We start from the raw sequence: 23,794 nt of genomic DNA on the forward strand, positions 1-23,794 counted from the left end.
TTTGCTGAACCTGAACAGGGATCACGAAAACGATCACTCAAAGCCCGAGAAAGATCCCTGCTTTGCATCGCCCATTTTCGGTTCAATGCGCGGCCAAGGCTTGGCGGCCGCATGTTCGGCGTGCCAGATGTTCATCCTGTTCCGGAGGAGAAACCGATGCGCGTCCCATACTGCCTTCTTGCCATCGCCCTGTTGCCGAGCGCAGCTCTTGCCAATGACACGATGGCGGATCTGAAGACCGGTGGGCTGACCTACGTGCAGACGCTGGATGTCGAGATGGTCAAGGAAGACCTGTTCATTTCGCGCGACGAAGTCCGCGTCGACTACGTCTTCCGCAACACGACCGATAAGCCGGTGTCCGGGATCGTTGCTTTCCCGATGCCGGACATTACCGGCGGCATGAACGAAAATATCGCCATGGACGATATGCAGGCTGACAACTTCCTCGGCTTTTCCGTCACCCAGGATGGCGAGCCGGTCAATGTCGAGCTTGAGCAGCGGGCGATCGCCAACAGTCTCGACGTGACGGATGCGCTCCAGGAACAGGACGTGCCGCTCCTGCCTTTCGCCGATGCGACGGCCGAGGCCCTGGCGGATCTCGATGACGATGTCGCCACCGACTTCAAGGAGCGTGGCATGCTCTTCAACGACGTCTATGACGACGGCGACGGCATGAAGGAACATCGCACGCCGATCTGGACGCTGCGCTCGGCCTATTGGTGGAAGGCGACCTTTCCGCCGGGCAGGGATATCCACGTCTCGCATCGCTACAAGCCGAGCGTCGGCGGCACCGTCGCCGTGACCTTCCTGGACGAGGGCAAGCCGCAGGGCGAGCGGTTCGAGGACTACAAGGCGCGCTATTGCATCGACGACGCCTTCGTCAAGGCGACGCAGAAACTGCCGCCGCCGAGCGATGACGGCCAAACGCTCTACACCGAAGCCTGGATCTCCTACATCCTGACCACTGGAAACAACTGGGGTGGCCCGATCAAGTCCTTCACGCTCACCGTCGACAAGGGCGATCCGAGAAACCTCATCAGCTTCTGCAGCACCGGTGTGAAGAAGACCGGTCCGACGACGTTCCGGATGATGGCCGAGGATTTCTCTCCGCAAAAGGACCTGGAAATTCTCATCCTGCAACACAGGCCGGATGAATGATGCGTAACCCGTTCCCAAACTTAAAGAAAAGACAGATCGTTAAAATTGCGCTGGTCGTATCGACTGGGTGCGTAACGATTTGTGCCTAATGCATCTCTCGATCGCGGATTGCGCGATCTCGACAGGCTTGGGAACCGGCAATGAGCGGGCAGCGTGAAAACAGGATCGACCTTCTCAGGGGACTGTCGCTTCTCCTGATTTTCATAGGCCACGCGGAATTCACCTTTTCGCAAACGTTCCAGCAATCGCGCGGCTTTTCCGATGCGTCCGAAATCTTCGTGCTGCTGGCCGGCATGTCGTCGGCGCTGGCCTATTATCGCCCGGATATGGGCCTACAGATGAAGCGCCCCTGGCGACGGGCGCTGCGGCTCTATTTCACCCATCTGATGCTGTTTGCCGTCATGGCGGTGGTCTCGTCTCTCGTGCTCGCGGTCTTCCACGAAGCCGTGTGGGATGGCGCCATGAGCGAGTTCTGGCGGAATCCGCTGCTGCGCGGCATACAGGCCATGTCGCTGTTTTTCATGCCCGGCAATCTCGATATCCTGCCGATGTATGTCGTGCTTCTGCTGTTCGCGCCTTTCGCCTTCGTCCTTCACGACAGGTCGAGACCAGCTCTTTTGGCCGTTTGCGGCGCTGTCTGGCTGCTGGCGGGACTTGGTCACGTCAATTTTCCGAATGTCGCACTGGCAGGCGGGACGTGGTATTTCGATCCGTTCTCCTGGCAATTGATCTTCGTGATCGGCATCTGTCTCGGGATCCGCCTGAAACGCGGCGAGACAGTCTTGCCCTACAGCAGGCCTCTGTTCATCGCCGCCGCCGTCTTTGCCGTGGCGGCCATCCCGGCCAATCTGGCTGTTCATTTCGCGCTCCCGGAAGGCCGGATGGGCAACCTGCTGCACCAGATGGTTTCCAAGACCAATGAAGGTCCCCTGCGGATCATCAACGTGCTGGCAATCCTCTATCTCGCCTGGAACATCGCTTGGGTGCAGAAGGCGGCAAATCATCCGTCCATGCGGCTGCTGTGCATTGCCGGGCGTCACAGCCTGGCGATCTTCGCAAGCGGGCTTCTGCTGGCCTTCTGCGTCATGGTGCTGATGAAGGTCGCTCCCGGCATGTCGCTTGCAGCGCAATTGCTGCTGCTGGTTGGCTGCTGCGCGATCCAGCTGGCGATCGGCCAGTGGCTGGAAACCCGCAAGCAGGCGGTATCGTCCCAACGGTTATCGGCCACACGGATCAGTGATGCCGGGGCGATCGGTGCGAAAAGCGGCTAAAAGAGGTGGCCTCAACCGGCCACGCTCGATCCGACCTGCTGCTTCTGGCCAAGCGTGCGGAATACGGTGGAGACGATGCCGGCGCGGTCGAGACCGGCCTTGGCATACATGACCTCGGGCTTTGCCTGCTCCATCCAGACATCCGGCAGGACCAGCGAGCGGACCTTCAAGCCGTGGTCGAGCAGGCCTTCCTGGGCGAGAAACTGCAGCACATGGCTGCCGAAGCCGCCGACGGCGCCTTCCTCGATAGTGATCAGGACCTCGTGATGCCGTACCAGCTGCCGGATCAGATCGTGATCCAGCGGCTTGGCGAAGCGGGCATCCACCACCGTGGTGGAGAGGCCCGCCGCATCGAGGTCTTCAGCCGCCAGCAGGCAGTCGGCGAGCCGCGTGCCGAACGACAAGAGCGCCACTTTGGAACCCTGCTTCATCACCCGGCCCTTGCCGATCTCCAGAATCTGGCCCCGCTCCGGCATCTCGACGCCGACGCCTTCGCCGCGCGGATAGCGGAACGAGATCGGCCCCTGGTCATAGGCGGCAGCGGTGCGCACCATATGCTTCAGTTCCGCCTCGTCGGCCGCCGCCATGACGACGAAGCCGGGCAGGGTAGCGAGATAGGTCGTGTCGAACGAACCCGCATGGGTCGGCCCGTCGGCGCCGACGAAGCCGGCGCGGTCGATCGGGAAGCGCACCGGTAGACCCTGGATCGCCACGTCATGGACGACCTGGTCATAACCGCGCTGCAGGAAGGTCGAGTACAAGGCAGCGAACGGCTTGTAGCCTTCGGAAGCAAGGCCGGCCGCGAAGGTCACGGCATGCTGTTCGGCAATGCCCACGTCGAAGCAGCGCGACGGATGGGCAAGGGCGAACTTGTCGAGACCTGTGCCGGACGGCATGGCGGCGGTAACCGCGACGATCTTGTCGTCATATCCGGCTTCCTGCGTCAGCGCCTCGGCAAAGACCGACGTATAGGCGGGTGCATTCGGCTTGGCCTTTGCCTGCGCGCCGGTGATCACGTCGAACGTGTTGACGCCGTGATACTTGTCGGCGGCGGCTTCGGCCGGCGGATAGCCCTTGCCCTTCTGCGTCACCACATGGATCAGCACCGGCCCCTTGGAATTGTCGCGCACATTGCGCAGCACCGGCAGGAGATGATCGAAGGAATGCCCGTCGATCGGGCCGATATGATAGAAACCCATTTCCTCGAACAGCGTGCCGCCGGTGACGTAGCCACGCGCATGTTCGACGGCGCGGGTGATCGCCCGATCGACAGTCTTGCCGAGATAGGCTGTGAGCTTCTTGCCGAGATCGCGGAAACCCATATAGGTGCGACCGGAGGCAAGGCGCGCCAGATAGGCGCTCATCGCGCCGGTCGGCGGCGCGATCGACATGTCGTTGTCGTTGAGGATGACGATCAGCCGCGCATCGAGCGCGCCGGCATTGTTCAGCGCTTCATAGGCCATGCCGGCCGACAGGGCGCCGTCGCCGATGACGGCGATCACATTGCGGTGCTCGCCCGACAGGTCGGCGGCGACAGCCATGCCGAGGCCGGCGGAAATCGAGGTCGAGGAATGGGCCGCGCCGAAGGGATCGTATTCGCTCTCGGCGCGACGGGTGAAGCCGGACAGGCCGTTTTCCTGGCGCAGCGTGCGAATGCGGTCGCGCCGTCCGGTCAGGATCTTGTGCGGATAACACTGGTGGCCGACGTCGAAGATCAGCCGGTCATGCGGTGTGTTGAAGACCTTGTGGATGGCGACCGTCAGTTCGACCACGCCGAGCCCGGCGCCCAGATGCCCACCGGTGCGCGAGACGGCATCGACCATTTCAGCGCGCAGTTCGGTTGCCAGTTGCGGGAGGTCCTTGTCGTCGATCCGCTTCAAATCGTCGGGATAGTGGACCTGATCGAGAAGAGGAGTCGCCGGCATCGGATTGACTGGCAATTGTGTCACGCTGAAAGGCCTTCGTTCTCGCGCCGGGAAGGGAGGCGCGATTTCAAGTGATGTATGTCGTCAAGAAGCCGCGTCTTAACAGAATCGATCGGGATTGCAAAAGCGGGTTTTCTTGCGGCGCAAACCGGGAGTTTAACGAATATTACCGTTCCGGCAAAGGGATAAACTCTTCGCTGTCACCCGGCACGATGTCGAACCGGCCGGTGCGCCACTCTTCCTTGGCCTGATCGATCCGCTCCTTGGAGGAGGAAACGAAGTTCCACCAGATGTGGCGGGCCGAGCCGAGGGCAGCACCACCGAACAGCATGACATGACAGCCAGCCGGTCCGGCGGTGACGGTGATCGGGTCGCCGGCGCGGAATACCAGGAGCTGGTTGTCGGCAAAACGGTCGCCGGCAATGATCGCCTCGCCTTCGAGGATATAGAGCGCGCGCTCCTCCCAGGCGGCGGCGAACGGGGCGCTCTTGCCGGCCTCGATGTTCAGGTCGACATAGATCGTGTCGGAAAACACCGAGACCGGAGAGGTCATGCCCTCGAACGTGCCGATGACGACGCGCCCTTCCATGCCATTGTCGCGAAACGAAGGCAGGTTGCGCTTTTCCGTATGGGTGAATACCGGGGCGATTTCCTCTTGATTGTCGGGCAAAGCAAGCCAGGTCTGCAGGCCGGAAATCGACTGCGGTAGCCCACGCAGGTTTTCCGGCGACCGTTCCGAATGCACGATGCCGCGCCCGGCCGTCATCAGGTTGACGTCTCCCGGCGCGATCACCATCTCGGTGCCCAGGCTGTCGCGATGCTTGATCTCGCCATCGAACAGGTAGGTCACGGTCGACAGGCCGATATGCGGATGCGGCCGCACGTCGAGTGCCTGGCCCGCCTTCAGGAGCGCCGGCCCCATGCGATCGAAGAAGATGAATGGCCCGACCAGCCGCCGCTTTGCCGTCGGCAGCGCCCGGCGCACCTGCAGATTGCCGATATCGCTGGTGCGCGGGATGATCAGATGCTCGATCGCATCACAGGCCGGCGCATCGCCGGCTTCGGGGTCGTTTCCGGGGAAAAAGGACATGAGCTGATCCTCTGTATTGCTTGATGGCAGTCTGGAAAGGCGCTGGTCGAATTTTCGCTTGTAGAATCAACCAACGAGTTGGGCAGGCGATTTTGCAGCGACTGAAAAGGGCACGAAATCTTTCAAATTGTTGGTGATGACGGTCAGGCCATTGGCTTTTGCCGTTCCGGCAATCATCGCATTCGTCGCGCCGGGATTATACCCCGCCGATACGGCCGTAGCTTCCAGTTCCCCTGAAATCTTCGTGACGACGGCATCCAGAGGCAGGATGTTGTCGGCATACACAGTTGTCAATCCAAGCAACCAGATCCTCAGACCCTCGGCTTTTGCCGTCGCTCCACGGTGCATCAGCATCCGGATACCTTTTTCAAGCTCGTGCACGGTGACGGCGGACAAAAAAATGTTGTTCGCGCGTTCCTGCTCATCCAGCCAGGCGGCAAACGCAGGAGAAGGTTCGGCGCGCGCGGGAGCAAATGCCGAGATTGCATTCGTATCCAGCAGGAAGCCGCTCACAAATCCAAGTCTCTTGCGGGAGCGGTATTGCGGTCGAAAATATCGTCGGCAAAATCGACGTCGGCGGGAAATGTCCTGAGATAGCGAACGAGGCCTGGCCTATCGGTTCCGAGCGCCTTGCGCGCTGCTTCCGCGGCTCCAACGCTGACGATCACCGCAGCGGCACGGCCGTGACGGGTGATCGTCACGAATTCACCGGAGGCTGCCTTGTCGACAACATGGGAAAACGAAGCTTTGGCGTCTTTCAGGCTGATCGTCGGCATATGGATCTCGTAAAAAGGTCATATATGACCCTTTTTGTCCCTTTCTCCTCAAAGAGCAATCCGATACCCCGATCTCATTCCCCGTCGAGCGGTTCCACGCCCTGCGGCTTGCCGGCGCGGTCCAGCCTGATCTTTTCGATGCGGTTTTCAGCAGCGCCGAGCAGGGCTTCGCAGTGTTTCTTCAGCGCTTCGCCGCGCTCGTAGATTTCGATCGACTTGTCGAGCGCGACATCGCCGCGTTCCAGCGCCGAGACGATGGCTTCCAGTTCCTCGACGGCTTTTTCAAAGGAGAGGGCGGATACGTCGGTCTGCGGGGTGGTCATAGGCGTCATCCTCTCATCAGGCGATAGATATGCGTTCCGGCCGATTCGGCCAGCGCTTGGAGATCGTAGCCGCCTTCGAGCAGGCTGACGATTCGGTTGTTGGCGGTCTTGCCGGCGATGTCGAGCAGCCGGCCCGTCGCCCAGTCGAAATCCTCGGCGACGAGATTGATCTGGGCCAGCGGATCGCGGTGATGGGCATCGAAACCGGCGGAGATCAGGATGAAGTCCGGGCGAAATTCGTCAAGGGCCGTCAACACGCGCGATTTGAAGGCCTCGCGAAAATGGTCGCTGCCGGTGTCAGGCGACAGCGGGGCATTGACGATATTGCCGGCGCCGGTTTCGGTCTTGGCGCCGCTGCCGGGATAGAGCGGCATCTGGTGCGTCGAGCAGAACAGCACCGACGGATCGTCCCAGAAGATATCCTGCGTGCCGTTGCCGTGATGCACGTCCCAATCGACGATGGCGACGCGCTCGGCGCCGTGACGCTGCTGCGCATGGCGGGCGGCGATGGCGATATTGTTGAAGAAGCAGAACCCCATCGCCTTGTTCTTCTCGGCGTGATGACCGGGCGGACGGGACGCGACGAAGGCATTGTCGGCCTTGCCGGCAAACACAGCATCGACTGCGGCGATGGCGCCGCCGATCCCGGTCAGCGCCGCCTGCAGGCTCGCCGGGCTCGCATGCGTGTCCGCCTCGAACGAGTTGATGCCTTCCTCGGGGATCACCGACATCACTGTGCGCAAATGCTCTTCCGGATGGGCGAGCAGCACCAGGTCCTCGTTGCCCTGCGGCGCCTTTAGCCGCTTCAGCGGCGAAAACCGCTCGTCCTCCAGCGCTTGTGTCAGCGCCTGCAGGCGGGCCGGCCGCTCGGGATGGCCTTCCGGAACCTTGTGTTCGAGGAAGATCGGATTTTCGAAGAGGATGGTGGTCATGCGCGGAAACCTATGGGGTCAGGGTTTCAAGGTCCATGCCATAGGTAGGACAATCCGGCCGTTTTCAACAGGCGTGAAAAACGAGAAAACCCTCCCGTGTTGCCACGGAAGGGCCAAAAAGCTCAATTGAGCAGCGATCAGGCGCGTTGCGGCAGGAGCGGATAGCCGGCAAGCACGGCGCGGGCGGCCAGCGTCGCGATTGCGGCCTTCAGGATATCGCCGGGGATGAAGGCGAGCGAGCCGGTGACGACCGCCAGGAAGGGCGAACCGGTGACGACGGACACCCAGGGCATGCCGATCAGGTAGAGAACGACGATGCCGCCGAGGACCGAGGCCAGGAAGAAGCCGGCGAACTGGCGCAGTTCGCTCTGGCCGCCACGAACGAACCGTTCGGCGATCAGGCCGGTGACATAGGTTGCAACGACCCAGCCGAAGATGAAGCCGCCGGTCGGGCCGACCAGAACCGCCATGCCGCCGTGACCACCGGCAAGGACCGGCAGACCGATCGCGACCATCAGGATGACGAGCAGATAGGCAAGCGCGCCGCGCTTGGCGCCGATGATGCAGCCGGCCAGCATCACGCCCATGGACTGGGCGGTAATCGGAACCGGGATGAAGCCGAGCGTAACCGGCGGAATAAGGCCGAGGACCACGATGATGGCGGCAAAAAGCGCTGTTAGCACGATGTCTCTGGTTGTCATGTGTCTTCCCAAGTTAGCAGGGCCATGTTCGCAGGGCCATGTTGGCAGATGGTGCATTTATTAGAATGCGCGCATTTAATGGCGGCGAAAGCCACGGGCGTCAATGGCCGTGGCGATCATATCCGCATCTTTCAGCGTCAGGATGATCAGCGGGCCGAGGATGGTCAAGATCCGAACAGGTAGACCGCGTGCCATATGCGCCTCACGGATCGCCTGGTAGCGGCTGAAAATGTCAGGCACAAAGCGAAGCACCAGCCCCAGCGCCAGACTGACATCGGCGGCCCTCACCAGCCCCATCCGTTCGAAGGGCGCAAGCAGCAGTGTGATCTCGTCCATGAAGGCATCGATCGTCGTGGTGGCGGTGATGGCGGCGGCGAGCAGCACCAGTGTCATCAGTCGCGCGACCATCATCGCCACTTCGCTGGGCGGAATGAGCAGGAGATTGACCAGCGCCAGAAAGACGATGGTGAAGAACACGAAGCCGACCCGCGACCAGGCATCGCGCAGTGTCATGCCGAGCGAGAGATAGAGCGCTGTCGCAAGCAGCAGCGCGGGGACAAGGATCCACAAGGACGAGACTACGAACAGCAGCAGGCTGGCAACGAGAAGGAGGATGAGCTTCGGCCGGACCGCAAGCCGGTGAAACCAGGTCTCGCCCTCGACATGGAGACTGGTCAGCACAGCGCCACCTCATGATAGCGGTGGATCGTCTCGGCAGGGTCTCCATCGGCGATCAGGTGGCCTTCGTGGAACAGCAGAACACGCTCGAAATCGGCAATCAGCGGCAGGTCGTGGCTGATCACCACGGCATTCTGCTCCAGCCCGCCAATGGTGGAGGCGACCATCTGGCGGTTCTTCAGGTCGAGCTGGTTGGTCGGTTCGTCGAGAATGAGGATTTGCGGGCCGGTGACGACGACGCTTGCCATCGCCGCCAGCTGCGTTTCGCCGCCGGACAGTTCGTGCACGCGCCGCCGCGCCAAATGGGTGATGCCGAATCGCAGGAGAACGGCCTGCGTCCGCGCCTCGATCTCGTCCTTCGGCAATCCGCGATTCTTCAGCCCGAAAGCGATGTCGTCGGCGACGATGGGCATGATCAGCTGGTTCTGCGGGTTCTGGAAGATATAGCCGGCCTGGCCGAGCACCGCCTTGTCATCTTTCACCGTATCGAGCCCGTTGACGGTGACGGAGCCGGTGGTCGGCTTGACGAGACCGTTGATCAGCCGGGCAAAGGTGGTCTTGCCGGAGCCGTTGAGGCCGATAATGCCGATGCGCCTCTGGTCAAGCGACAGGGTCAGTGGATGAAGCGCGACACGGTCGCCGAAACGGACCGAGCAATCGGCAAAACGAATGTCCAAACACTGTCCCCCGCATATGATGCCGGCGCTCTATAGGACAGTTTTCACGCTGATGAAAAGAGGCCTGTCGATTGGCTCTTGAACAAAGTGTGAACATTTGATGTGATCAGCCTATGGCGATTCTCGTTTCCAACCGCGATGCGCGGCGTATCTTCCTCAACAAGCAGGGTCTGGCCGGTGCCCCCCACAAGGCGCTCGGCAAGCAGGGTCTGCTCGATCTCATCCATGATATCGGCTTCGTGCAGGTCGACAGCATCGCGACGGTCGAGCGCGCCCATCACCAGATCCTGTTTTCGCGCAATCAGACCTATCGGCGCGAACACCTGACCGAGCTTCTGGAAAAAGACGGCGCGCTGTTCGAGCACTGGACGCACGACGCCTCGATCCTGCCGTCGGTCTTCTTTCGTTACTGGAAACACCGCTTTGCCCGGCGCGAACCGATCCTACGGGAGCGCTGGCTCAAGTGGCAGGGCGAGGGGTTCGACAGCACGTTCGAGGAAACGTATCAGCGCATCGCCGAGAGTGGGGCTGTGATGTCACGCGACCTGAAGGTCGCCGAGCATAAGTCGGGCGGCTGGTGGAACTGGCATCCGAACAAGACGGCGCTCGAATATTACTGGCACACGGGAAAGCTCGCCATCGCCGGCCGGCAGAATTTCCAGAAAATCTACGATCTCGCCGAGCGCGTCTTGCCCGCCCACCATTACGAGCCGGAGGTGAGCGAGGCGGAGTTCGTCGATTGGGCCTGCCGCAGCGCCCTTCAACGGTTGGGCTTTGCCACCCACGGCGAAATCGCCGCCTTCTTCGCCCTGATCAGTCCCGAGGAGGCGAAAGCCTGGGTGACGGCGCATCGCGACGAACTGACCGAAGTGCTGATCGAGCCGGCCGACGGCGAAAAGCCGCGCCTGTCCTATGCCTTCAGCGGTTTTCCCGACAATCTCGGCGATCTCTCCGAGCCACCGGCCCGCCTGCGGGTGCTGAGCCCCTTCGATCCGCTGATCCGCGACCGAAACCGCACGGAGCGGCTGTTCGGCTTCTATTACCGCATCGAGATCTTCGTGCCCGAGCCGAAGCGCGAATACGGCTATTACGTCTTTCCCCTCCTCGAGGGCGACCGCATCGTCGGCCGCATCGACATGAAAGCCGACCGTAAATCCGGAACGCTCGACGTCAAGCGGTTGTGGTGGGAACAGGGTGTCCGCACCTCATCCGGCCGCATGGAGAAGCTGGAGGCGGAACTGGCACGGCTGGCGAAGTTCGCGGGCGTGGAGAGGGTTGTGTTTCTGGATGGGTGGGATGCGACGTGACGCTGTCGTAAAACCGCCCTGTCACGGCATCGCAAAAACAGCAGCGCCTCGTGAAAGCGCGGACTTCACACGAGGCGCATTGGCTCACAGTCTGATGTTACAAAATATCCGTCGACGTAATCTCGATCCCAAAACCCTCGAGCCCGACATAGTGGCGCTCGCGTGTTGACAGCAGGCGGATGGACGTGATGCCGAGGTCCTTGAGGATCTGGGCGCCCAGCCCGATTTCGAGCCATTCGCTTTCGCGCGCCTGCGCCTCGTCATGGCCCTCGTGCCCGTGTTTCGCCGTGCGCGCGGTCTTTGAAATGCCGACGCCGACCGAGCCCTCGCGCAGATAGACGATGACGCCGCGGCCCTGGTCGGCGATGCGCTTCATGATCCTGTCGAGCTGGCAGTCCTTGCCGAAGACGTCGGCGCCGACATTTTCCAGATGCAGCCGCACCGGGATATCGACACCGTCGCGGATGTCGCCGAAGACGACGGCGAGATGCTGCATCGGATCCCAGGGCAGGGAATAGGCATGGCCCCTGGCCTTGCCGTAGGGCGTGTCGATGTCGAAGCTGTTTTCCAGCTCGATCAGCTTGTCCTTGCGCTGGCGGTAGGCGATGAGGTCGGCGACCGAGACCTGCTTCAGGCCGTGGGTCTCGGCAAAGCCCGCCACCTGCGGGCCGCGCATCACCGTGCCGTCGTCATTGACCAGTTCGCAGATCACGCCGATCGGCGGCAGGCTGGCAAGGCGGCAAAGATCGACGGCGGCTTCCGTATGGCCGGACCGCATCAACACGCCACCCTCGCGGGATACCAGCGGGAAGATGTGGCCCGGGCGGGTGAAGTCGGAGGCGCCGACATTCGGGTTGGCGAGATTGCGCACGGTCAGCGTCCGGTCCTCGGCGGAAATCCCGGTCGTCGTCCCGTGCTTGAAATCGACGGTAACGGTGAAGGCCGTCGTATGGGCCGAATCGTTTTCCGCCACCATGGCGTTGAGATTGAGGCGCTTGGCCTCTTCCTTCGGCATGGGGGTGCAGACGATGCCGGACGTATGACGCACGATGAAGGCCATCTTCTCAGGCGTGCAATGCACGGCGGCGACGATCAGGTCGCCTTCGTTCTCGCGGCCGTCATCGTCGGTGACGACGACGATCTCGCCGGCCTCGAAGGCCCGGATGGCATCGGCAACACGCTTCTGGTCAAAGGACATGGGTCTTCCTTGAATATTTATGGCGCTCGGTTATTTCAATCGGCCGGTCTGGCCGCGGTCGCGCAGATAGTGGTCGGCAATGGTGCAGGCAAGCATGGCTTCCCCGATCGGCACGGCGCGGATGCCGACGCAGGGGTCGTGGCGGCCCTTGGTGCGGATATCGACATTGTTGCCGTCCGAGTCGATCGACTGGCGTTCAGTGAGGATGGAGGAGGTGGGCTTGATGGCAAAGCGCGCGATGACCGGCTGACCGGTCGCAATACCACCGAGGATGCCGCCCGCATGGTTCGACAGGAAGATCGGGTGGCCGTCATTGCCCATGCGCATCTCGTCGGCATTTTCCTCGCCGGTGATTTCAGCGGCGCCGAAACCGTTGCCGATCTCGACGCCCTTGACGGCATTGATCGACATCAGGTTGGAGGCGATGTCCTGGTCGAGCTTGGCGTAGATCGGCGCGCCGATCCCGGCCGGCACGCCCTCGGCGATGACCTCGACGACGGCACCGATCGACGAGCCGGCCTTGCGGATACCGTCGAGATATTCTTCCCAGACCGGAACCATTTTGGGATCGGGGCAGAAGAACGGATTGTTGCCGACCTCGTTCCAGTCCCAGTTGGCGCGGTCGATCCTGTGCTTGCCGATCTGCACCAGCGCTCCGCGCACGAGAAGGCCCGGCACGACCCTGCGGGCAAGGCCGCCGGCGGCCACGCGCGCTGCCGTCTCGCGGGCCGAGGAGCGTCCGCCGCCGCGATAATCGCGGATGCCGTATTTGACGTCATAGGTGTAATCGGCATGGCCCGGCCGGTAGCTCTTGGCGATCTCGGAATAATCCTTCGAGCGCTGGTCGGTGTTCTCGATCATCATCGAGACCGGCGTGCCGGTGGTGATCATCGTCTCGCCGTCGGCGTCCATCATCACGCCGGAGAGCACCTTGACCAGATCGTCCTCGCGGCGCTGGGTGACGAAACGCGACTGGCCGGGCTTGCGCTTGTCGAGCCAGGCCTGCAGCTCGGAAAGCGTGAAGCGGATGCCGGGGGGGCAGCCGTCGATGACGCAGCCGAGCGCCACTCCGTGGCTTTCGCCCCAGGTGGTGACGCGGAAAAGGTGACCGAAGGTGTTATGCGACATGATCTGCAACCGGATGTGTAAACGGCGGACGCCCGAGAGGCCCGCCTGCGACATTCATTCGGCCGTGACTATTAGTGGGAAAACGCCGGAAAGGGAAAAGCTTTCTGGCACAATCCGGCAATTGCCGCATGAACGCTGCGTTTCACCACCGGGGAGGGGATCAGGAGGCGAGCTGCAGCGCCTCCTGACCGGCAAAGGTGACGAATTTTTCATAGCTCAGCGGCTTGGCGAAGGCGTAGCCCTGCAGCATGTCGCAGCCGAGCAGGCCGAGCATTTCGGCATGGTCCATGGTTTCCACGCCCTCGGCGACCGTCTCGATGCCAAGTGAGCGGCCGATCTCGATGATCGAGCGCACCAACGCCTGTTCGCTGCGGGACTTCAGGATTGGCGCGACCAACTGCCGGTCGATCTTCAGCCGTTTCGGCTTGATCTTCAGCAAGCTGACGATGGAGGTATGGCCGGTGCCGAAATCGTCGATCTCGATGTCGATGCCGAGCTTCTTGATGCCCTCGATATTGGCGGTGACGATGTCGTCGCTCTCGTCGAGGAAGATCGATTCCACCAGTTCGAAAGACAGTTGACCGGGCGCGAAGCTCAGGTCCGGCAGGGAGGCGAGCAGGTTCTCGTCGCTCAGCCGCTTGGCCGATACGTTGACGGAGATTTTCGGCACCTCGATGCCAGCGGCGGCCCAGCGCACCGCGTCGATCAGCGAGCGATCGAGCACGATGCGGTCGAGCGTCGCGACGACGTTCAGTTCTTCGGCGATGTGCAGGAACTTGTCGGGGGTAAGCACGCCCTCGCGCGGATGATTCCAGCGGATCAGCGCTTCGACGCCGACAAGGCGCAGGGAGACTGCCTCGAATTGCGGCTGGTACCAGGCGACGAACTGGTTTTTCTCGATGCCTTCGAGAATTTCGTCGGCGATACGCTTGGTGGTGATGATTTCCGCCTGCAGCGCTTCGGTGAAGAATTCGTGGCGGTTGCGGCCGTTTTCCTTGGCCCGATAAAGCGCGATGTCGGCGTTGACCAGCAGCTGTCGCTCGTCGATGGCCAGGTCATTGGCAATGGCGATGCCGATCGAGACGCCGAAGCGGCAGGGAAATCCGTTATAATCGACGGGCTGGCGCATCTGGACGATGATGCGCTCCGACAGGCCGGTCAGGAACACCTTGCTTGGCGGATCGGCGACCAGAACGACGAATTCGTCGCCGCCGATGCGGGCGACCATGTCGCTGGCGCGCACGCTGTTGCGGAGAATTTTCGAAGCATGCACCAGCATGGCGTCGCCTGCTGCATGGCCGAGCGTGTCGTTGATCTGCTTGAAGCGATCGAGGTCGATATGCAGGATGGCGATGTTCTGCAGGCCGTCCTTGCGCGCGTGGGCCAGTCTCTCCAGTTCCATGTCGAGCATGCGGCGATTGCCAAGACCCGTCAGCGGATCGTGCAGCGCATTGTGCTCGATCCGGTCCTTGGCTTCGGCAAGCTCGTCGTTCTTCGCTTCCGCCATGGCCTTGGCCGATCGCAGCTGTTCCGTCAGCAACACATCGTCGGTGATATCGAAGGCGATGCCGACCAGTTTCCTGCTGCTGTCCGGCAGGGTGTGAATCTTGCCGACCGAACGCACATGGCGGATCGCCCCGTCGGGCAGGATCACGCGGCTGGATTGCACATAGGGCACGCCATGTTCGATCGTGCGGTTGACGTTGGCGAGCGTCTCTTCGTGATCGTCGGGATGCAGTGTGCCGATCCATTTTTCGCGCGTCGTCTCGCCGCCGTCGTAGACCAGCCCGTACAACTGGTGCATGCGCTCGTCCCAATAGGTGGTGCCGGAGGTGAGGTCGGCGTCCCACATACCGCATTGGTAGGAGGCGAGCGCCAGATCGAGCCGCCGGGTGATGGCTTCAAGCTGCTGTTCGCGCTCGGAAAGACCGGCAAGCGCGGTTTCAAGCTCCGTGTTCTTCTCTTCCGCCGTGGCCTTGGCGCTCCGCAACTGCTCGGTCATCATCACGTCGTCGGTGACGTCCCAACTGATGCCGGTGATTTTCGCCTTGCCATCGGCACCGACATGGGTGGAGCCGATATTGCGGACGTGGCGGACGCTGTCGTCGACCATGACGACGCGGTAGTTCGAGCGATATTCCAGATTCTCGTCGAGCGCCTTGAACAGGGTGAGCGAGGCCGCGGAGACATCATCCGGATGCACGGTCTTGCGCCATTCGGCATAGGTCGGATCGCCCTTGGCCGGCGGCAGACCGTGCAGATGATACATCCGCTCGTCCCATGAGCGCTCCTGCGTGTCGAGATCGATTTCCCAGATGCCGATCCTGGAGGATTCGAGCGCAAGGTTCAGCCGGTGCGACAGGGTTAAGAGTTCGCGTTCACGCGAGCGCAGCTTGGCCATGTTGCGCTGGCGTTCGTTCACCAGTCCGCCAGTCAGGAAGATGGGGATGATGATGACGGCGGCGGCAATCAGGATCGTGGCTTTGAGCCAGGTGCTGTTGGCCGGCACCTGCGCCCACCCGGCTGCCGGAATGGCCGCCAGTTCCCAGACGCCGCCCGGCAGATGGAGTTGGCGGATGACCGGTGATTTCTCGAAGATCTCGGTATCGCCGAAAAACGCGTCCTGAATGTTGTTCGGAACGGACACATCGCGGATCGCCAGCTGGATATCGATCTGGCGAGCACCGTCCTTCGCTTCGTTTTCGTCGGTCTTGTCGTTCACGAGACGGGCGTTGCCGTAGATTTCCTTCTCGTCGATGATGGCTTCGACGAAACCCCAGAACGTAACCTTCTCGCCCGCCTTGGTGAAGACAGGGGAAAAGAGGTTGAAGCCGGTGCGGCCGCTCGGCAGCCGTACGGGGCCGGCGATAACCGGCCTTGCCTTCGACTGGGAGCGATCGACGGCGATGCGGGAGGAGTGGAATTTCTTGAAATCGGTGCCGATCAACCGCTCGTTTCCGGCAAGCGGAAAGGTCATCTTGATGACGGCATCGGGCGCCGCGCTGACGCGTACCATCTGGGGATTCTGGATCAGCAGCTTCGTGGCGAACTGGTCGAACAACGCCTTCGGCATGTCGGGCGCGACGGAAAGATTGTTGGCAAAGCTGCGAAGCGCGGTGATGTTGTTGTTGATCTCGCTTTGCAGACGCGTCGAAACGACGTTGAGCTCGCTCTGGACGTTGCTCTTCAGCTCGTTGCGGAAGTTGGCGCCGTTCTGTTCCTGGAAGAGATATCCGCCGGTGAAGACGACCGCGGCCGCGATGAACGCAGGAACGAGCGACGGTTTTGCAAGCCTCGCGAGCGTCCGGACGCGATGGCGGATCATAGCGCTTCTAGTCACTCTCATGCACCCCATATTCCCCGAAGCCAAAGCTATCGATGGAGTCTTAAGATTGGCTTTAGAGACTGTTCCCGTTATGGAATCCGTGCTTCAACTGTGGAATGGTGTACGTCGATCAAGATTTGGTTAACCCTAAATTTCCAAATCGGGTAAAATTTTAAAAGTCACAGCAATGGGCGATTTTTGCCACAATCAGGGGTCAAACAATGGGCACAAGAAAATTGACTGAATCACTGAAGAGAGCGAAACCGATGCGTTTCATCGTTGCTGCGTTGATGGCTACTGCCGGATTTCTTTCGCCACTCGCCGCTTTTGCCGAGAGCGCCGACGTCGAGGCGGTGATCACTGGCGTCGATACGGACAAGCTCAGCCTGTCGCTCGATGATGGCAAGAGCTATCAGGCGCCGGAAGAATTCAATTTCGACGGACTGACCACGGGCGTGAAGGTTCTGGTGTTCTACACCGAGGTTGACGGCAAGCGCGTCATCAACGACCTGGAAATCGTTCAGTAATTGTCTCGTGGGCGCGGCAGGGGCCTGCCTTCGCCGCCATTCGCGATCTGGCATTGGCATGATCCAGGCGTCTACAGCCAGCCGATCGTGCCATTTTCAATCTTCAAGATCCTGTCCTGCGGAATGGCGCCGAGCGCGGCCTCTTCCGCGTCCATCGCGCCGCACAGCTTGAACAGCGTGCGAATGACGCCGCCATGGCTGACGCAGACGGTCGGGCCGGTCACGCACGATAACCATGCGCCGACGCGCCAGGAGAGGATCTCATAGCTTTCCGCATCCGCGCCCGGCGGAATGAAATCCCATTTCGAAAGTTCGCGCTCCGCCACGCGCTCGGGCATTTCGCGCTCGAGTTCGGCCATCGTATAGCCTTCCCAATCCCCGAACGAGACTTCCTTCAACCGCCCATCCATCCGGTAGCCGGAGGGCGTCAGGCCCATGGCCTCGCGGATGAGTTCCATGGTTTCACGGGTTCTGTGGAGGGGGCTGGAGACGAAATCGAACCGCGCCTCGGCATCGGGGCCGAGCAGTGCCGCCAGGGCGCGGCCGTTGCCGCTTGCCTGCCGCCGCCCGGTATCGTTGAGCGGAATATCCTTCTGGCCCTGCATGCGGATCTGCGCATTCCAGTCGGTCTGGCCGTGGCGGATCATGTAGATGGTCACGGAGAAACTCCGGGGCAGGGGTCATGACGACCCGGCGCAAGGGAGCCGGGGCACCCGCTGAGGGGAGCCCCGGAATACGGTCGTGAAGTGTCAGTCCTTGACGACGGCGATATCCGGCGCGTCGACGGCCTTCATGCCGACGACATGATAGCCGCTGTCGGCGTGATGGACTTCGCCGGTCACAGAGCGCGACAGGTCCGACAGCATGTAGAGGCCGACATCGCCGACTTCCTCGATGGTGACGGTGCGGCGCAGCGGCGCGTTGTATTCGTTCCACTTCAGGATGTAGCGGAAATCGCCGATGCCCGATGCTGCAAGCGTCTTGATCGGGCCGGCGGAGATCGCGTTGACGCGGATGTTCTTCGGGCCGAGGTCGACGGCGAGATACTTGACGCTGGCTTCCAGCGCAGCCTTGGCAACGCCCATGACGTTGTAGTTCGGCATGACCTTCTCGGCGCCGTAATAGGTCATGGTCAGCATCGAGCCGCCATCGGTCATCAGCTTCTCGGCGCGCCGCGCGACGGCCGTGAAGGAATAGACCGAGATGTTCATCGTGAGCGCGAAGTTCGCAGCCGAGGTATCGACGTATCGGCCGGTCAGTTCGTCCTTGTCGGAGAAACCGATGGCATGCACGATGAAATCGATCTTGCCCCAGAGTTTTTCGAGATTTTCGAAGACGGCGTCGATGGTCGATTCATCGCTGACATCGCAATGACCGGCCATGACCGCGCCGAGTTCCTGAGCCAGCGGCTCGACCCGCTTCTTCAGTGCGTCGCCTTGATAGGTGAACGCGAGTTCGCCGCCCTGTGCGTGAATTGCCTTGGCAATACCCCAGGCGATCGAACGGTTGTTCGCGACGCCCATGATAAGGCCGCGTTTCCCTGTCATCAAACCGGATGCTTGCGACATATGATGCCCCCAATGCTGCCCATGCGTCCGTCAGGCATTGGCCGACCGGAAATCCACATGTGTTGAAACCGCCGGAACCTTCGCGCTCGCCTGGTCGCGTCGGTTCTGAATTTTTGAGCACTGGCTATGACATAGCCGCCCCGGTGGTTCAAGCGCGTGTGACATCAGGAACTGTTAGTTCCCGTAACAAAGGGTCAGCGTCCACTGGCGCTGTTGCAAAAGTTTAAAGAAACAAGCCGTTGCGTAGGCTGCGCATGAGGTCGGTGACCTTTTCATCCGGTTTATCCCACAGCATCAGCCGCAGTTCGATGAGAAGATCGCCACGTTTGCCGTCGGCTGTCGGTAGTCCGTGGCCCGCAAGCCGGATCACGTGATCTGAACCGGACCACGGGGGAACAGTCACCGCGACCGTGCCAGTCAGGGTTTTGACTTTCGCTTCACAGCCCAGGACAGCGTCCTGGATATTGACGGCAAGTGTCGTGCGCAGGTCGGTGCCGTCGGTGCGGAAGTCGCCATCCTGCTGGACGCGCACGGCAACGACGACATCGCCGCGCAACATGCCGTTCAGCCGGTAGCCCATTTCCTTCAGGCGGATGACACTGCCATCGGTGGTGCCGGCGGGGAGCGCGACCTTCAGCGTCTGGCCGTCGGGCAACGTGGCCGTCGCCTTTTCGCGCCGGGAGATATCTTCGACGGAAACGGTCACATCGCAGAAGATGTCCGGCACCTTTTCCTGTGCGGGCTTGCTGCCGGCCGAACCGCGAATGCGCTGCACGATCGACGAGATCAACTCGGCGGCGGGAGCCGCCGCGCGCGGGAATCCCCCGAAGACCGGGGATCTTTCCGTTGTGTCCGCCTTGGTTTCCGGCTCGAAGGCAGGTTCCGCCTTCGGCTCGGGTTTTGGTGCGGGCCTCGGTTCAGCCTTCGCCTGCTGCGGCTGCGGTTTGCGGGCCTCCTGCGGCTTCGACGTCGGGGCATCCGAACCGAAGATGCGGGAAATCATCTCCTCGGCCGTTTCCGGATCGATGGTCGGCTCCTCGGAGCCCTGCAACTTGCGTTTCATTTCCTCCATGCGGCGCAGTTCAGCCTCGCGGCGAGCCTGGTCGTAGCGGTTGCGCTGCTTCGGGTCCTTCAGCAGTTCGTAGGCGCGACCGGCCTCCGCGAAGCGCTGGGTGGCGAGCGGGTCGTCGCGGTTCTGGTCCGGATGCACGGCCTTGGCGACATTGCGCCAGGCGATCTTGATTTCGTCCTGTCCGGCATTGCGTCTGACGCCGAGCACTGAATAGGGATCACGCATGCATGCCACCGCCTTGAGGGACCGTGCACCGCATCCGGCGGTCGGTTCGGCCCTGTTGCAAACTGTTGGAAAAACGCGCTGGAGGCAGCCGTTACCCATGGGGCGATGATGAGAAGGGGAGGCTTAAATAACGGTTAGCCGCAGAGCCATAACCGGTGCCGAAACGGCCCGATCCGGGGCACTTCAAGGTTGTTTGTGAAAGCGTGGTTAACGGCAGGTAGCGAAAACTGCTGAGCAGTCCAATCAGCTACGCGGGCCGAAACTGGTCAGATACCACTGGCCATCGCCAAGCAGACAGGTATTGCCGTCGAACTTGGCGATGCCCTGATAGGAATGTCGGGTCGTCGTGAAGCGGCGGCAGGTCGTGCCGTTGACCTGTTCCTCGGCGATGCTGCTGATGACGCCGGCGCTGCCGGATGTGGAATTGGCCCACGGGATCGGGTTCGTGCCGATTCTCGACATATCGGCGGAGGAGACCGCATTGCGCACGGTGATCGCGTCGGAATTGTTCTCCTCGGTGGTGACTGGAGGGACCGAACCCGTGGAAACGTTGCGATCGACATCCTGCCCGCCGGCGAGATCGAGCCCCGCGCTCATGCAGCCCGACAGCAGGCTGGCGGAAAGGCACAAGGCGGCAAGACCCGTCAGTCGGGATAAGGCCTTTGTGTCGTCGTTCCACTTTGCTATGTCTTGCAACGGCATACCTGTCAGACTCGATAGAGCAGTTCGTGGTCACCGGACCATCGGCAGGCTCTGACACTTATTCTTGAGCGGCGGACCTTCGGGCTCTATCCGCGCCACACATCACGGCATTGGAAGGCAATATGACCGAATCTGGGTTAACAACTGGTGACTTCACGGATGAGAACGAACCCTTTTCCCTTTTTGGCGCGTGGCTGAAGGAAGCCCAAGGCAGCGAGATCAATGATCCCAATGCCTTGGCACTCGCCACGGTGGATGCCGATGGGTTGCCGGACGTGCGCATGGTCCTGCTCAAGGAGTTCGATCCGCGCGGCTTCGTGTTCTATACCAATTTCGAAAGCAAGAAAGGGCAGGAGATCCTGGGTACCATGAAGGCCGCCATGTGCTTCCACTGGAAGACGCTGCGCCGGCAGGTGCGGGTGCGCGGCCCGGTCGAGATCGTCTCGGATGCCGAGGCCGACGAATATTACAAGACCCGCGCCCGCGGCAGCCGCATTGGCGCCTGGGCGTCCAAGCAGTCGCGTCCGCTGGAAAGCCGCTTCGCGCTGGAAAAGGCGGTTGCCGAATACACGCTCAAATATCCGCTCGGCGATATCCCGCGCCCGGCGCACTGGTCGGGTTTCCGCATCAGGCCGACATCGATCGAATTCTGGAAGGATGGGGCCTTCCGCCTGCATGATCGCATCGAGTTCCGTCGTGACACGCCGGATGGCGACTGGAACAAGGTGCGGATGTATCCTTGACTCCTGCGCTTGTTAAGGCGCCCTGTCAGCCGCGCCCCATCAGCCTGAAGGGAATGCCCGAGGCGAGCGCGCTGACAGAGCCCGCCTTCTGGAAATGGCCGTTGAGCGAGATGCGGGGCAGGGCCGTCAGGTTGTCCGTTCCCGACAGCGTGCCCGGCTGTGTCGTCACCGCCGTGGTGAAGCCGAGTTCGCGTGCGAGCTTGTGGTCGCGGGGAGAGACCGCGGCCGTGTCGCCATAGGGATAGGCAAGCGATTTCGGGCGCTGTCCGGTGATCTTCTCGACCCTTGTGGCGGAACGGTCCATTTCCTGGCGCGCGACGTCGTCGGCGAGGCGTGCCAGCGCCCGGTGCGTGATCGTGTGGGCCCCGAGGCTGGCGAGCGGGTTCCGGATCAGTTCCTGCAGGCCGTTTTCATCGAGCGTCAGCCGTGAGGTCTGCTTCAGGGCGTCGATATCATAGAGCCCGGCCATGGCCTTCAGGCGCTCGACGGCTTTTGTCTCGTCGATCCGGTGAATGAAGGCGGCGATGCGGTCGAAGGCCGCCTGCTTCTGTTGCAGGGTTTCCACCTGCAGCAACTCGACATCGTCCTCGAACTGGAAGCGCAGGCTTTTCTCCTGCCCCAGAAGATCCGCCAGCGTTTCCCACCAGAGGATGTCCTTGCGGTCCACGAACCCGCCGGCGATGAAGACCGTGAACGGCACCTCATGGCGGGCAAAGACCGGGGCCGCATGTTCCAGATTGTTGCGATAGCCATCGTCCAGCGTGAAGACGGCGACCGGTTGGCGGTCTCCGGATGCCAGATGCCCGGGCAGGGTGTCGAGCGCGATGAACCGGTAGCCGTCCCGCTTCAGCCGGGTGATGGCGGTGTCGAGGAATTCGGGCGTGATTTCCAGATGTGCATTCGGGTCGAAGGCGCGCGCCTGCTTCGGCCGGACGTGATGAAGCGTAAAGATCGCGCCGCGTCCGCGCGCCTGCCGCATGATACCGCCGGCCGTCAACACGCGTGCGGCCTGGAGGCCACCGGTGATGGCAGCGCGTTTGACGATCTTTCGCAGCATGGTTTTCACGGCGGTTGTTCCAAATCTGGCCCGGCAAGCGGTCGCAGGTCGATGATGCGGGACTGTACCGGCGGTGGCGTTAACACCGGCTGAATCCGGGAGTTGCATGTTTCGATGAACAAAAACGGAAAAGGCGGACCACTGTCGCGATCCGCCTCCCAATCGTCTCAAGCGCTAGCTGTCGGCTAAAGCGCTATCGAACGACGTAGACCCCGTCGATATCGTCACGCTGCCTGCCGCCGAGTGCCGCCCCGACGCCGGCGACGAAAGCGCCGATCAGCAGCGACAGGGCGCCGAGAAGGGCGATCGTGGCGCTGGTCTTGCGGGCGGTGTCGGCGGCCTCCTTCGCGGCTACCTTGGCGTCCTCGATGCTCTTCAGCACGCTGTCGACGCGGGCCTTGGCATCGGCTTCCGAAAGGCCGGTTCTCGCCGCAACCAGTTGATCGACATAGGTACGGTCCTCGGCCGACATTTCGCCGGACGCAGCGCTCCTGATCAGGATGCGAGACAGCTGCGCCGGTGTGTCATCGGTCGTCGCAGCCGCACCGGTCGGCACCGCCGCGGGATTTGCCGGGCGCAGCAGGCTGTCAACGAAATAGGACGTCGCGGCATCCGTATCGACCTCATCGGCATTCGCGCCCGCTGCCGCCGCCCCGGCCGTTGCCGCGCCGGAAGCCACCGTCGCGGTTGCCTGAACGCCGGCTCCGATCGTCGACGAGACGGCGGAACCGAGGGCACCCGCCACGATGAGCGTTGCAAGCGCCCAGGACAGCAAACCGTGCGCGGTGTCACGGAAGAACACTTCGTCGGTATGGACGCCGGTCCATTTGGTCCGAAGGCGACCGGTCATGTAGCCGCCAAGTCCGGACGAGATCCACTGCACGATCACCAGCCAGATTGCCGTCGAGACGGCGAAGGTCGTCAGTGATACGCCTTCGGACGACCATGGCGACACCATCGTGAGACCAAGGCCCGAGCCGAGCAGGGTGAGAAGCAGGGTGATGGCTGCGGCGGCGACCGCGCCGGCAATAATGGCTTCCCAGCTGACCGCCGAGTGCGAGGATTCGGTCGTCGTGCCCGCGGGCACCGTTGAAACCGGTATTGTCATCGCATCACCTATCGGAAGAAGAGGGCGAGAAGGATGATGATCGGAATCGGAACCCCCAACAACCAAAGCAAAATACCGCGTCCCATGATGTGTCTCCCTTGCTGTGAACCGGCCGCATTTTCAAACAGTTATGCGGTTGCGAGCTCATAACTACGGCAAGGGGATTTGGTTCCGTGGGGATGAAAGCGAGTTTGCATGCAGCATCGCAGCCTGCTCGCGCGTAATGTGAGCCCGCAAGCACATGTCGCGGGCGACATTTGAGGATGTGCTGCCACGGCGCATTGCCGGGCCGGGCAGTGGCGT

Annotated in this window: 23 protein-coding genes; 5 read left to right on the forward strand and 18 right to left on the reverse strand. The window is 61.8% G+C overall.

Annotated elements, in window-relative coordinates; all coding sequences use genetic code 11:
• Nucleotides 1–156 precede the first annotated feature (156 nt).
• Together VL202_RS17255 and VL202_RS17260 are read left to right on the forward strand one after the other, a co-directional pair.
• On the forward strand, nt 157–1,158 hold the full coding sequence (locus VL202_RS17255; protein WP_325465320.1) for a DUF4424 domain-containing protein: 1,002 nt from the start codon (nt 157–159) through the stop codon (nt 1,156–1,158).
• A 140-nt stretch (nt 1,159–1,298) separates the two neighbouring features.
• On the forward strand, nt 1,299–2,429 hold the full coding sequence (locus tag VL202_RS17260) for an OpgC family protein (RefSeq protein WP_325465321.1): 1,131 nt from the start codon (nt 1,299–1,301) through the stop codon (nt 2,427–2,429).
• An 11-nt stretch (nt 2,430–2,440) separates the two neighbouring features.
• On the opposite strand, the gene dxs is transcribed toward VL202_RS17260, so the two are convergent.
• From dxs to VL202_RS17305, 9 genes are all read right to left on the reverse strand, one after another.
• The gene (gene dxs / locus VL202_RS17265; RefSeq protein WP_325465428.1) at nt 2,441–4,354 is read right to left on the reverse strand and encodes a 1-deoxy-D-xylulose-5-phosphate synthase; all 1,914 of its coding nucleotides are present in this window, start codon (nt 4,352–4,354) and stop codon (nt 2,441–2,443) included.
• A gap of 166 nt (nt 4,355–4,520) precedes the next feature.
• On the reverse strand, nt 4,521–5,444 hold the full coding sequence (locus tag VL202_RS17270) for a pirin family protein (RefSeq protein WP_325465322.1): 924 nt from the start codon (nt 5,442–5,444) through the stop codon (nt 4,521–4,523).
• Nucleotides 5,445–5,510: 66 nt separating this feature from the next.
• Nucleotides 5,511–5,957: a type II toxin-antitoxin system VapC family toxin gene (locus VL202_RS17275; protein ID WP_325465323.1), complete on the reverse strand. Its 447-nt coding sequence runs from the start codon at nt 5,955–5,957 to the stop codon at nt 5,511–5,513.
• A complete protein-coding gene (locus VL202_RS17280) occupies nt 5,954–6,220 on the reverse strand; it encodes a type II toxin-antitoxin system Phd/YefM family antitoxin (protein ID WP_325465324.1) in 267 nt (88 codons plus the stop codon). The genes VL202_RS17275 and VL202_RS17280 overlap by 4 nt, the downstream gene beginning before the upstream one ends.
• Nucleotides 6,221–6,294: 74 nt before the next feature.
• The gene (locus VL202_RS17285; protein WP_325465325.1) at nt 6,295–6,543 is read right to left on the reverse strand and encodes an exodeoxyribonuclease VII small subunit; all 249 of its coding nucleotides are present in this window, start codon (nt 6,541–6,543) and stop codon (nt 6,295–6,297) included.
• Nucleotides 6,544–6,548: 5 nt separating this feature from the next.
• A complete protein-coding gene (locus VL202_RS17290; protein ID WP_325465326.1) occupies nt 6,549–7,475 on the reverse strand; it encodes a histone deacetylase family protein in 927 nt (308 codons plus the stop codon).
• Nucleotides 7,476–7,612: 137 nt separating this feature from the next.
• Nucleotides 7,613–8,176 (reverse strand): biotin transporter BioY, encoded by a 564-nt coding sequence (locus VL202_RS17295; protein WP_325465327.1) that lies wholly within the window; start codon nt 8,174–8,176, stop codon nt 7,613–7,615.
• A 75-nt stretch (nt 8,177–8,251) separates the two neighbouring features.
• Nucleotides 8,252–8,857 carry an energy-coupling factor transporter transmembrane protein EcfT gene (locus VL202_RS17300; protein WP_325465328.1) on the reverse strand — a complete coding sequence of 202 codons (606 nt, stop codon included), beginning with the start codon at nt 8,855–8,857 and terminating at the stop codon, nt 8,252–8,254.
• On the reverse strand, nt 8,851–9,531 hold the full coding sequence (locus VL202_RS17305) for an energy-coupling factor ABC transporter ATP-binding protein (protein WP_325465329.1): 681 nt from the start codon (nt 9,529–9,531) through the stop codon (nt 8,851–8,853). Before VL202_RS17305 ends, VL202_RS17300 begins: the two co-directional genes overlap by 7 nt.
• A gap of 113 nt (nt 9,532–9,644) precedes the next feature.
• Here VL202_RS17305 and VL202_RS17310 point away from each other — a divergent pair, with 113 nt between their 5' ends.
• A complete protein-coding gene (locus tag VL202_RS17310; RefSeq protein ID WP_325465330.1) occupies nt 9,645–10,838 on the forward strand; it encodes a winged helix-turn-helix domain-containing protein in 1,194 nt (397 codons plus the stop codon).
• A gap of 97 nt (nt 10,839–10,935) precedes the next feature.
• Here VL202_RS17310 and ribB read toward each other — a convergent pair whose 3' ends face one another.
• The 3 genes from ribB to VL202_RS17325 form a co-directional block, all read right to left on the reverse strand.
• Nucleotides 10,936–12,036, reverse strand: a complete 1,101-nt coding sequence (gene ribB / locus VL202_RS17315; protein WP_325465331.1) for a 3,4-dihydroxy-2-butanone-4-phosphate synthase — start codon at nt 12,034–12,036, stop codon at nt 10,936–10,938.
• Between the two features lie 30 nt (nt 12,037–12,066).
• A complete protein-coding gene (gene aroC / locus VL202_RS17320; protein WP_325465332.1) occupies nt 12,067–13,164 on the reverse strand; it encodes a chorismate synthase in 1,098 nt (365 codons plus the stop codon).
• Nucleotides 13,165–13,324: 160 nt separating this feature from the next.
• Entirely contained in the window at nt 13,325–16,510 is a 3,186-nt protein-coding gene (locus VL202_RS17325; protein ID WP_325465333.1) for a bifunctional diguanylate cyclase/phosphodiesterase, read from the reverse strand.
• Between the two features lie 245 nt (nt 16,511–16,755).
• Between VL202_RS17325 and VL202_RS17330 the strand changes: the two genes are divergently transcribed.
• Nucleotides 16,756–17,016, forward strand: a complete 261-nt coding sequence (locus VL202_RS17330; protein ID WP_325465334.1) for a DUF1344 domain-containing protein — start codon at nt 16,756–16,758, stop codon at nt 17,014–17,016.
• A gap of 71 nt (nt 17,017–17,087) precedes the next feature.
• On the opposite strand, the gene VL202_RS17335 is transcribed toward VL202_RS17330, so the two are convergent.
• The 4 genes from VL202_RS17335 to VL202_RS17350 all read right to left on the reverse strand — a co-directional run bounded on the left by VL202_RS17335 (nt 17,088) and on the right by VL202_RS17350 (nt 20,577).
• Nucleotides 17,088–17,675, reverse strand: coding sequence for a histidine phosphatase family protein (locus VL202_RS17335; protein ID WP_325465335.1), 588 nt, complete (start codon nt 17,673–17,675; stop codon nt 17,088–17,090).
• A gap of 90 nt (nt 17,676–17,765) precedes the next feature.
• Nucleotides 17,766–18,584: an enoyl-ACP reductase FabI gene (gene fabI, locus VL202_RS17340; RefSeq protein WP_325465336.1), complete on the reverse strand. Its 819-nt coding sequence runs from the start codon at nt 18,582–18,584 to the stop codon at nt 17,766–17,768.
• 223 nt (nt 18,585–18,807) lie between these two features.
• Complete coding sequence (locus VL202_RS17345) at nt 18,808–19,881, reverse strand: DnaJ C-terminal domain-containing protein (protein ID WP_325465337.1); 1,074 nt, start codon at nt 19,879–19,881, stop codon at nt 18,808–18,810.
• Nucleotides 19,882–20,124: 243 nt separating this feature from the next.
• The gene (locus VL202_RS17350; RefSeq protein ID WP_325465338.1) at nt 20,125–20,577 is read right to left on the reverse strand and encodes an RT0821/Lpp0805 family surface protein; all 453 of its coding nucleotides are present in this window, start codon (nt 20,575–20,577) and stop codon (nt 20,125–20,127) included.
• Nucleotides 20,578–20,705: 128 nt separating this feature from the next.
• Between VL202_RS17350 and pdxH the strand changes: the two genes are divergently transcribed.
• Nucleotides 20,706–21,326, forward strand: a complete 621-nt coding sequence (gene pdxH, locus VL202_RS17355; protein ID WP_325465339.1) for a pyridoxamine 5'-phosphate oxidase — start codon at nt 20,706–20,708, stop codon at nt 21,324–21,326.
• Between the two features lie 25 nt (nt 21,327–21,351).
• Here the strand turns inward: pdxH and VL202_RS17360 are convergent, their stop codons facing one another.
• Together VL202_RS17360 and VL202_RS17365 are read right to left on the reverse strand one after the other, a co-directional pair.
• Nucleotides 21,352–22,383: a polysaccharide deacetylase family protein gene (locus VL202_RS17360; RefSeq protein ID WP_325465429.1), complete on the reverse strand. Its 1,032-nt coding sequence runs from the start codon at nt 22,381–22,383 to the stop codon at nt 21,352–21,354.
• A 193-nt stretch (nt 22,384–22,576) separates the two neighbouring features.
• Nucleotides 22,577–23,491, reverse strand: coding sequence for a hypothetical protein (locus VL202_RS17365; protein WP_325465340.1), 915 nt, complete (start codon nt 23,489–23,491; stop codon nt 22,577–22,579).
• Nucleotides 23,492–23,794: the final 303 nt, after the last annotated feature.

It is taken from the genome of Pararhizobium sp., from assembly GCF_035497515.1.
In the GTDB taxonomy this organism is placed as follows: domain Bacteria; phylum Pseudomonadota; class Alphaproteobacteria; order Rhizobiales; family Rhizobiaceae; genus Pararhizobium.